This is a genomic window from Acinetobacter entericus (genome assembly GCF_026168575.1).
Lineage (GTDB): Bacteria > Pseudomonadota > Gammaproteobacteria > Pseudomonadales > Moraxellaceae > Acinetobacter > Acinetobacter bouvetii.
Map to the genome: position 1 here is coordinate 46,769 of NZ_JAPEQW010000023.1, position 7,511 is coordinate 54,279.

At 39.9% G+C, this 7,511-nt stretch carries 12 protein-coding genes; all 12 read right to left on the reverse strand.

Annotated features, from left to right (window positions below; genetic code table 11):
- The 12 genes from OKC24_RS15340 to OKC24_RS15395 all read right to left on the reverse strand — a co-directional run bounded on the left by OKC24_RS15340 (position 1) and on the right by OKC24_RS15395 (position 6,478).
- Positions 1 to 486 (reverse strand): NUDIX hydrolase, encoded by a 486-nt coding sequence (locus tag OKC24_RS15340; RefSeq protein ID WP_130148301.1) that lies wholly within the window; start codon positions 484 to 486, stop codon positions 1 to 3.
- 323 nt (positions 487 to 809) lie between these two features.
- Positions 810 to 1,349: a VCBS domain-containing protein gene (locus tag OKC24_RS15345; protein WP_130148299.1), complete on the reverse strand. Its 540-nt coding sequence runs from the start codon at positions 1,347 to 1,349 to the stop codon at positions 810 to 812.
- Between the two features lie 96 nt (positions 1,350 to 1,445).
- Positions 1,446 to 1,985 carry a gamma carbonic anhydrase family protein gene (locus OKC24_RS15350; RefSeq protein ID WP_130148297.1) on the reverse strand — a complete coding sequence of 180 codons (540 nt, stop codon included), beginning with the start codon at positions 1,983 to 1,985 and terminating at the stop codon, positions 1,446 to 1,448.
- A gap of 107 nt (positions 1,986 to 2,092) precedes the next feature.
- The gene (dacC, locus tag OKC24_RS15355) at positions 2,093 to 3,241 is read right to left on the reverse strand and encodes a D-alanyl-D-alanine carboxypeptidase PBP5/6 (RefSeq protein ID WP_130148295.1); all 1,149 of its coding nucleotides are present in this window, start codon (positions 3,239 to 3,241) and stop codon (positions 2,093 to 2,095) included.
- A 117-nt stretch (positions 3,242 to 3,358) separates the two neighbouring features.
- A complete protein-coding gene (locus tag OKC24_RS15360; protein ID WP_130148293.1) occupies positions 3,359 to 3,739 on the reverse strand; it encodes an MCR_0457 family protein in 381 nt (126 codons plus the stop codon).
- A gap of 168 nt (positions 3,740 to 3,907) precedes the next feature.
- Positions 3,908 to 4,282 (reverse strand): MCR_0457 family protein, encoded by a 375-nt coding sequence (locus OKC24_RS15365; RefSeq protein WP_005008913.1) that lies wholly within the window; start codon positions 4,280 to 4,282, stop codon positions 3,908 to 3,910.
- A 241-nt stretch (positions 4,283 to 4,523) separates the two neighbouring features.
- A complete protein-coding gene (locus OKC24_RS15370; protein WP_265465974.1) occupies positions 4,524 to 4,721 on the reverse strand; it encodes a helix-turn-helix transcriptional regulator in 198 nt (65 codons plus the stop codon).
- A complete protein-coding gene (locus tag OKC24_RS15375; RefSeq protein ID WP_265465963.1) occupies positions 4,721 to 4,924 on the reverse strand; it encodes a hypothetical protein in 204 nt (67 codons plus the stop codon). Before OKC24_RS15375 ends, OKC24_RS15370 begins: the two co-directional genes overlap by 1 nt.
- Positions 4,917 to 5,111: a hypothetical protein gene (locus OKC24_RS15380; protein ID WP_265465965.1), complete on the reverse strand. Its 195-nt coding sequence runs from the start codon at positions 5,109 to 5,111 to the stop codon at positions 4,917 to 4,919. The genes OKC24_RS15375 and OKC24_RS15380 overlap by 8 nt, the downstream gene beginning before the upstream one ends.
- On the reverse strand, positions 5,104 to 5,511 hold the full coding sequence (locus tag OKC24_RS15385; RefSeq protein ID WP_265465967.1) for a hypothetical protein: 408 nt from the start codon (positions 5,509 to 5,511) through the stop codon (positions 5,104 to 5,106). The genes OKC24_RS15380 and OKC24_RS15385 overlap by 8 nt, the downstream gene beginning before the upstream one ends.
- Positions 5,511 to 6,335, reverse strand: coding sequence for a hypothetical protein (locus OKC24_RS15390; protein WP_265465969.1), 825 nt, complete (start codon positions 6,333 to 6,335; stop codon positions 5,511 to 5,513). Before OKC24_RS15390 ends, OKC24_RS15385 begins: the two co-directional genes overlap by 1 nt.
- The gene (locus OKC24_RS15395; RefSeq protein WP_265465971.1) at positions 6,335 to 6,478 is read right to left on the reverse strand and encodes a hypothetical protein; all 144 of its coding nucleotides are present in this window, start codon (positions 6,476 to 6,478) and stop codon (positions 6,335 to 6,337) included. The genes OKC24_RS15390 and OKC24_RS15395 overlap by 1 nt, the downstream gene beginning before the upstream one ends.
- Positions 6,479 to 7,511 lie beyond the last annotated feature (1,033 nt).

Sequence of the window (7,511 nt, forward strand, 5' to 3'; positions counted from 1 at the left end):
TTAAGCATCCAAATTTGAAATTAAGGGAGAGTTTTGGTGCTCATAAACGAGCGATAAAGGATATTTTTGCCCCGACAAGGCATCTTGCACAGCTTTAATGACCAATGGGCTGCGCGCTCGGGCAGACTCCAGCAGTTCGTCTAAAGTCATCCACTTGGGACCGACAATGCCTTTGTCTAATTCAGCTTCTGGAAAATATTCCAGCACATGCGCTAAAAAGCAAAATCTGAAATAAGTGCGGTCTGGAAACATCGGCGGGGTATAGGTATAAATGCCTAATAGGGCATCAACTTCTACTGCATGGCCAGTTTCTTCCATGGTTTCACGAATGGCGGCCTGAATGATGGACTCGCCGCATTCGACATGACCAGCAGGCTGGTTAAACACAGTATGCGTCACGGCTTCTGTATGTTCTTCTACAAACAGGAATTTTCCGTCTTTTTCTACAACTGTAGCGACAGTAACGTGAGGAGTCCAAGCGGTCATGACCAGCACCATGGTAAGGGATGGGCTATTGTATAAAATTTTGGGGTGCGTGGCTATGTTGAACGAGGATGAAATATCATTTCTTTAGCTGAGTCAGGAATAGCGATCAGTTTAAAGCTCATTCATTGCGAGGCATTGCCGCGCTTTTAGATTTAACCGTTAATTAAAGTTGTTTAGGAATCAATGCCTAAACAACTTTAATAGCCCTCAATGCTTAATCCAGAATTTACAATAGAAAATAACTTGGACAATAAGAATAATTGATAAACTGTATATGAGGTGAATTGCAATAAGACCACATGTACAGTTTATTTAAAATGAAATTATTCAGGGATTATATGTTTATCACGAGGAATTTCAGAAAATAGAGTGTATAGCAGATCTGGATTTTTCTTAAAGCCAGTGCCATCTATATACTTCCACTCCTGAGATTCAAGTGGGCGCACTGCGAGCATAAAAGACTTCTCTCCCGTCATGGCTTTACCATTCATTAAGATAGTCAGTTGTTTAGGAATAATACAAAATTCTTTTTTTCCAAAAATATAACTATTTTGTGGAGGTTGAATATCGACTTTTTCAACGTGGATATTGCCTTTCTTTAAGGAGTCAGCTGCGAGTACGAGTATGGCATTATAGTTTTCTTGGCCGCCTGCAAGCTCAATAATGGATGAATCTGACTTGTCTGCAATATATTGATAATTTCCACTGTTTAAAGCGGTGCTCATTTGTGTCATTTCTTTAGAAATAATGTTGTCATAGTCTTTTTTGCATTGAGTTGCATCAGCAAAAGCAGCAGTTGAAGATAAAATCATTCCTGTGAAAAGAATTTTTATAAATTGTGACGTATTAAATTTATACAGCATTAAAATTACTCGGAATTTGAGTCAATATTTGTCTATATAGACAAGACGTATTAAATGAGCTTATAAAAAGTATGAAAATAAGAAAAGTCTAAATAATTAATTTTGATCTAAATAATTATTCGCCACTTTCACATAATGGTGTGCCGAATAAGGCAGAAACTCTTTTTCTTTATCTGTTAGGGGGCGGACTTTTTTAACAGGGCTTCCCATATAGAGATAACCACTTTCCAAAACCTTATTTGGTGGAACAAGTGACCCTGCGCCAATCATTACATCATCTTCAATAACCGCATCATCTAAAATAATTGTACTGATGCCGATCAGCACTCGGTTGCCAATGGTGCAGCCGTGCAGTTTGACATGATGGCCAATTGTCACATCTTCACCAATAATCAGCGGCGAGCCTTCAGGCTTATCGGCTTTTTTATGGCTGACATGCAGCATGGCGTGATCTTGCACATTGGAATTGCGGCCAATATGAATATGATTGACGTCACCGCGGATCACTGCAAAAGGCCAGACTGAAACGTTTTCCGCCAAAGCCACTTCACCAATCACTACAGACATTTCATCAATATAGCAAGTCGAATCAATTTTAGGATGATGTTCTAAATACGGGCGGATATTCTTTTTCATGATGGTTCATCGTAAAACTTTAAATAGCTGGAGTATAAAATAAAAAAGCATCCGAACCGAGGCAGGGATGCTTTAGTCTAAGCCGAAAAAATCAGCGCTCGAAAATTTTAGAACAAGTTCGCAAAGAATTGTTTGATGTGATCAATCATTTTTGCAAAGAAACCAGCTTCTTCTACAGGTTTAAGCGCTACAAGCGGCTTTTCTGCAATCACTTTGCCGTTTAATGTTGCAACGTATTTACCCACCACTTGACCTTGTTTTAAAGGTGCAGTCAATTTAGGCTGAACTACAAGCTGAGTTTTGATAGCGTTCGCATCGCCTTTAGGCATGGTTACGTTAAAGTTTTCAGGCAAGCCAATTTGCACATCGCTTTCTTTACCGTACCAAACTTTTGCTTTTGCTAATACTTGATTCGCTGGCTGCACTTTTACTGTTTCAAAGTTTGCATAACCCCAAGCTAAAATTTCACGCGTTTGAGATGCGCGCTCGTTCATGCTTGGCGCACCAAAGATCACTGAAATTAAGCGCAATGGGCCGCGTTTGGCAGAAGTCGTTAAGCAGTAGCCCGCTTCATCTGTATGACCGGTTTTTAAGCCGTCAACACTTGGGTCTGTATAAAGCAGGGCATTACGGTTGCCTTGCTTAATGCCGTTAAACGCAAATTCTTTTTCAGAGTAGATTGGGTAGTATTTAGAGCTGTCATGAATAATGTGCTGCGCCAATACCGCCATATCTTTCGCTGTTGAATAATGGCCTTCCGCCGGCATGCCTGTGGCATTGATGAATTGAGTGTTCACCATGCCAATGCGCTTAGCTTCCTGATTCATCATGTGGGCAAAGGTGCCTTCATTGCCGGCAATATGTTCCGCCATGGCTTTAGATGCATCGTTGCCTGACTGAATAATAATGCCGCGAAGCATTTCAAGCGCTGTCGCTGTGCCGTTCAATGGCACATACATGCATGACTCTGAGCTGCTGCCGCGGCACCATGCAGATTCATTCATGCGCACTTTTTCATTTTCGGTTAAATCACCGCTTAATAACTTTTGTTCAATGATGTAACTGGTCATCATCTTCGTCATTGAAGCAGGCGCCAATTTTTCATTTTCATTTTTTGAAGCAAGGATTTGCCCTGTTTCATAGTCCATCAGCACATAAGATTTATTATTCAATTCTGGGGGTGCAGATAAGACAGTTGCCGCGAAAGAAAAACTAGGGACGAGCAGTAATGCGGCAAGAGCGGTTTTTTGGGTCATTCTGGGTGGTTCCAATAACTTGTTATAAGCGCGAAGAGCCTAGCATTTTAGGCCAAAGCTAGGCCGACTTCTATGGGTGAAAATGGCTTATTTTAAAAGTATTGTAACCAAGTGAAATTAATTTGCGTAAGTGCTGAGCTCTTGACAAATTTCTGTATTTTTTGCTTTGCCTGCTTGCTTGGCATCATTTTGCGCTTCATCTAAAATTTTGGTAAAACTTTTTTGCTGGCTGAGCTTTTCTAAAGCGGCAACAGGCGATTTTTCATTTGGCAAATACTCTTTAGCAAGTTTGGCATAGCCTTGATTAAATTTAGCCTGATCGGTAACAAGCTTAGGGCAAATTTCGGATAAAACATAAATTGCAGCAAGCTCTTGGTTAGTCACTTGCGGAGTTGGCGTTACTTCAATTTTTTCATCGGCGGCAAAAGCCGCGCCCGCAGTAAAAGCAAAGGCAGAAAGAGAGAATACTGAAAGGGTTTTAAGCAAGACTTTTTTCATTTAAAAACAACCTGAATATTTCAATACAATGAAGCAATAGGCTTAGATTAAATCTATTTTTTATAAATGAAAGTCCCTATTTGTATTGAAGCTGTTGAAAAACGAGGCAATTGTGAAATAAAAAAGGACAATGTGTGCAACATTATCCTCTTTTTACTGGTGATGAATTTAAGCTTGATAATTTAAAACGTCATCGCAGACAGATTTTTGCTCATCTGCAGTAGTTTCTTTGGCCGTTTCGCGCGCTTCGTTTAAGACCGCTTTATATTCGCTGTCGGATTGAATGCTTTCATATGTCATAGATTTATCTGAGTAATCAGCTAAATAGCTTTGAACCAGCAATTTGATGTTGCCATCAAATTTAGCATTTTTGCCAATCACAGCAGGGCAGACTTCCGCCATGACTTGAGCAGAAGCAACATCTTCCTTCACGATTGTGTTTGCTTCAGCTTGCGTTAACCCCTCATCGGCAATGACAGCCTGAGAAAAAACTGCAGCAAAACCTAAACCTAATAAGCTGCGAAATGATATAGTTTTAATCATTTTAAAATCACACATTTATGATGGATATTGAACGTTGAATATATATAATTCCTGATATTTTTCAACGAAAAGTTCTGATCAGTCATTTTTTTAGTCATGAGATTTATGAAGTGAATATTTTAATTGCAAATGCATATATTTAATTTAAGTTATTGTTTTATATAATTTATATATTATTTAATATTAAACTTACCCGTTAGGTTACCCGTTTTTATGAAATCAATAGGTATAATAAAGCCTGCTATGAGCAGGCTAAATCTACGGGTTTAAATTCTTCAACTTTTTTCTTTACATAAGACTCATGCCAGTAGACATCTTTCTTATTTACTCGAACCGGCTGTTCAATTTCGCCCAATTTGACCTTATTGTAAAACTTATCCTTTTTGATTGAAAGAAGTTGCATAAATTCTCTTGCTCTTACGCGACGATCAATTTCCATCATGACACCTCCTTTAAACTTTTTCTAACTGCCGCAGGCAACCCATCTGCCGCAGCCAATTTTTCATCTATAAGCCTGTATAACAGCGTGACAAGTTCAGCCGGTAATGTTGTTGTATAAAACATTCCGGATACATGCCGTGGCGCCAGGTCTTCGCGGAATTCTTCTAAAAGTTCGATTTCAGCAGGGGATAGGTTATTCATTTGTTTGCTCCAAACAATAGATAATCGCCAATTCAAGTGATGGCAATAATTCCTCAACTTCTCCACCATCTTCATGGTCTTCATCCATTTGACCAACTGCAAAATTCTGAGAATCACCATGAAGCCAAACGTGTTTGCCATTAATAAAAATGTAATCATCATCAAAAGTTACAGTTGCTTTAATCATGGCCTTGCTCCTGTACTTCGATCATTTCTTTCTCTGCCTCCTCAACCATAGCCTTATAAACAACAGCTTGCCTTTCATAAAAAGTACGTCGGTTGTCTGATGGCCCTCCTGCTGGTGGTGCTTCCCATGCAGTCCCGAGCATTTCCTCAGTAGGCTCTCTCAGCACCAAAACAAAGCCTTCCGGCACCGCTTGAGCCTTAGCCGCCAGCCAAGTTTCCCAAAGTTGGTGCGCTTGGGCTTCCATCCACCAAACTTTACAATCTTCCTTTTCTAAAATAACTTGTTTAAAAGGGTCCGAATTTGAGTGTGATTCAGCCCAGACTTTTACAACCTGAATTTTCAAGATTTCAGTCTTAAAATTTTCAATTTCAGCAATAAGCTTTTCTTTCTGAATATTCATCACGCCACCACTTCTTCAGACAAATAGACACCAGTCAGACGACCACCATCAACGCAGAACTTCACATTTTTAAGATTAAAAAGATTGGCCAACAGGTCACGAAGTTGATCTTCATAAAGCCTTAATTCACTTTTTCGAGTAACTACAGTTTTAATCTGAGCTTTACAGCTTTCCAATGGATCTAACTGCTCAAGAGCCGTGGGCGTGAATTCATCAGATGTATTCATAGGCTGAGAAGTTTGGTGTTCAGAAATATGGAAATTGTTTTTCTTTTGAAGTAGCAACGGATCAACATCAGGATCTACCGCTGTTTCTTTTATTAATGTAAAGCGGCCAACACCTAAAGAGTCTTTGATCAACTTAACTTCATTGGATTGGCGAATATGGTAAATGGCCTGATCCAATTGACTTCTATTTATGGCAAATAGATCCATTATGTCTTTTGCAGTTAAGCCGTTGTCGCACCGCTCAAGTGCTAGTAGAAGGTCTTTAGAGCAAAACTTGTTTTTAGGACTTTCCTTTGATGAATCATCATTCACCACTACAGATTTTTCCTCCTTTATTTTTTGAACAGGTCGAACCTGTGGTTTTGTTTCAAGAACAGCTATAGATCTTGATTTAAGAAAATAGACACCATCTTCCTGATCAACATCACTAACTGCTAAAATATTTTTGACTGTCTTGATGCTTAATTTGCAAACTGTCATCAGCTGTGCAATTGATAAGCCCATTGGCTCATGTTTTAAAGCCTCAATTACTTTTTCTTTTGATTTCTGCAGAGCAGTATTTTCATTATGACGTTTAAGTTCAGCAGCTGAGTTCATCACACTCTCCAAGTCGCTTCTTTAAGTTTCGCATCAGTAATCAAGACTTCAATTTCACCGACACTCACATTGTTAAAAATATGTGTCATTTTTACCCCAAACACTGTGAGTGTTCGGGTAATAGACGAGTAATTGAATTTCATTGAGTCACCTCACTGCCTTGATTCTCAAGCTCAAAGCGGCGGCGTTTCACATCGCCCATGAGCTTTGGCTGAATATCAACATGTCGAGAGGACACTTCAATTTCCAAGCAATCCAATTCAGTCAAATCTTTGGCATTCTGAATTAGCACCATCAATGACGGCGGCTCTTTTGCTTCAGCACGCTCAGGTGGATTCAGTTCATTCAAGCGTTTATGAATGGCATCAAGCAGGGGCTTGCGCTGTGTTTCACTCCAAGATTTGGTATAACCAGTCAGGGCAGTGGCCTCTGCTGGTAATGCCGCATTGGCTGCGCGCTGCAGCAGATCATCAAGAAGTTTCTGATATTCAAGTTCAGCTACATTAGCTAACTTATTTTCAGCGACTAACNGTTTCACTCCAAGATTTGGTATAACCAGTCAGGGCAGTGGCCTCTGCTGGTAATGCCGCATTGGCTGCGCGCTGCAGCAGATCATCAAGAAGTTTCTGATATTCAAGTTCAGCTACATTAGCTAACTTATTTTCAGCGACTAACTTTTCTGCCTCTATCTGCAGACGCTGAAGTTCTTCAACACTTAATTCTTCTGGCTCAGGATTAGATGCATATTGCTCAGGATCAAGTTCAAGCAATTTAGCTTCAGTTAGGCGGCATAAATGCTGCTGATCTTCACGCTCAAGATGGCCGTTTGCAAAAAATACTGGGCGCAATCCCAGAACAGCTTCAGTAGAAGTGCATGCATCAATCTTCGCCGTGAATTCTTCGATAATTTGAGCAGGATCAGTTTTGATCTCAGCAACATCTTCGATGGAAAAAGCAGTGCGGCTTATTGGTGCAGGTTTTGTTTCGGTGGGCGCAGTGACATCATCAATTAAACCAGCTGTATTTCCTTCAGCTTTATTCGATGCAGAATTCTGTTTATTCTGCTCCCAAGGCAATAAATTGTCCGATACCTTTGATGCTGGAGCTTCAATAGATCCACGGCTAACAGCAATCAATGCATTGGCATGAGTAATGGCATTCTCTTCATACAAGTGA

Bases quoted from the DNA above. Each gene is read 5' to 3' on its own strand.
- OKC24_RS15375 (WP_265465963.1), bottom strand. From the start codon at position 4,924: ATGAATAACCTATCCCCTGCTGAAATCGAACTTTTAGAAGAATTCCGC.
- OKC24_RS15385 (WP_265465967.1), bottom strand. From the start codon at position 5,511: ATGAATATTCAGAAAGAAAAGCTTATTGCTGAAATTGAAAATTTTAAG.
- OKC24_RS15395 (WP_265465971.1), bottom strand. From the start codon at position 6,478: ATGAAATTCAATTACTCGTCTATTACCCGAACACTCACAGTGTTTGGG.
- OKC24_RS15370 (WP_265465974.1), bottom strand. From the start codon at position 4,721: ATGGAAATTGATCGTCGCGTAAGAGCAAGAGAATTTATGCAACTTCTT.
- OKC24_RS15380 (WP_265465965.1), bottom strand. From the start codon at position 5,111: ATGATTAAAGCAACTGTAACTTTTGATGATGATTACATTTTTATTAAT.
- OKC24_RS15390 (WP_265465969.1), bottom strand. From the start codon at position 6,335: ATGAACTCAGCTGCTGAACTTAAACGTCATAATGAAAATACTGCTCTG.
- OKC24_RS15350 (WP_130148297.1), bottom strand. From the start codon at position 1,985: ATGAAAAAGAATATCCGCCCGTATTTAGAACATCATCCTAAAATTGAT.
- OKC24_RS15365 (WP_005008913.1), bottom strand. From the start codon at position 4,282: ATGATTAAAACTATATCATTTCGCAGCTTATTAGGTTTAGGTTTTGCT.
- OKC24_RS15360 (WP_130148293.1), bottom strand. From the start codon at position 3,739: ATGAAAAAAGTCTTGCTTAAAACCCTTTCAGTATTCTCTCTTTCTGCC.
- dacC (WP_130148295.1), bottom strand. From the start codon at position 3,241: ATGACCCAAAAAACCGCTCTTGCCGCATTACTGCTCGTCCCTAGTTTT.
- OKC24_RS15345 (WP_130148299.1), bottom strand. From the start codon at position 1,349: ATGCTGTATAAATTTAATACGTCACAATTTATAAAAATTCTTTTCACA.
- OKC24_RS15340 (WP_130148301.1), bottom strand. From the start codon at position 486: ATGACCGCTTGGACTCCTCACGTTACTGTCGCTACAGTTGTAGAAAAA.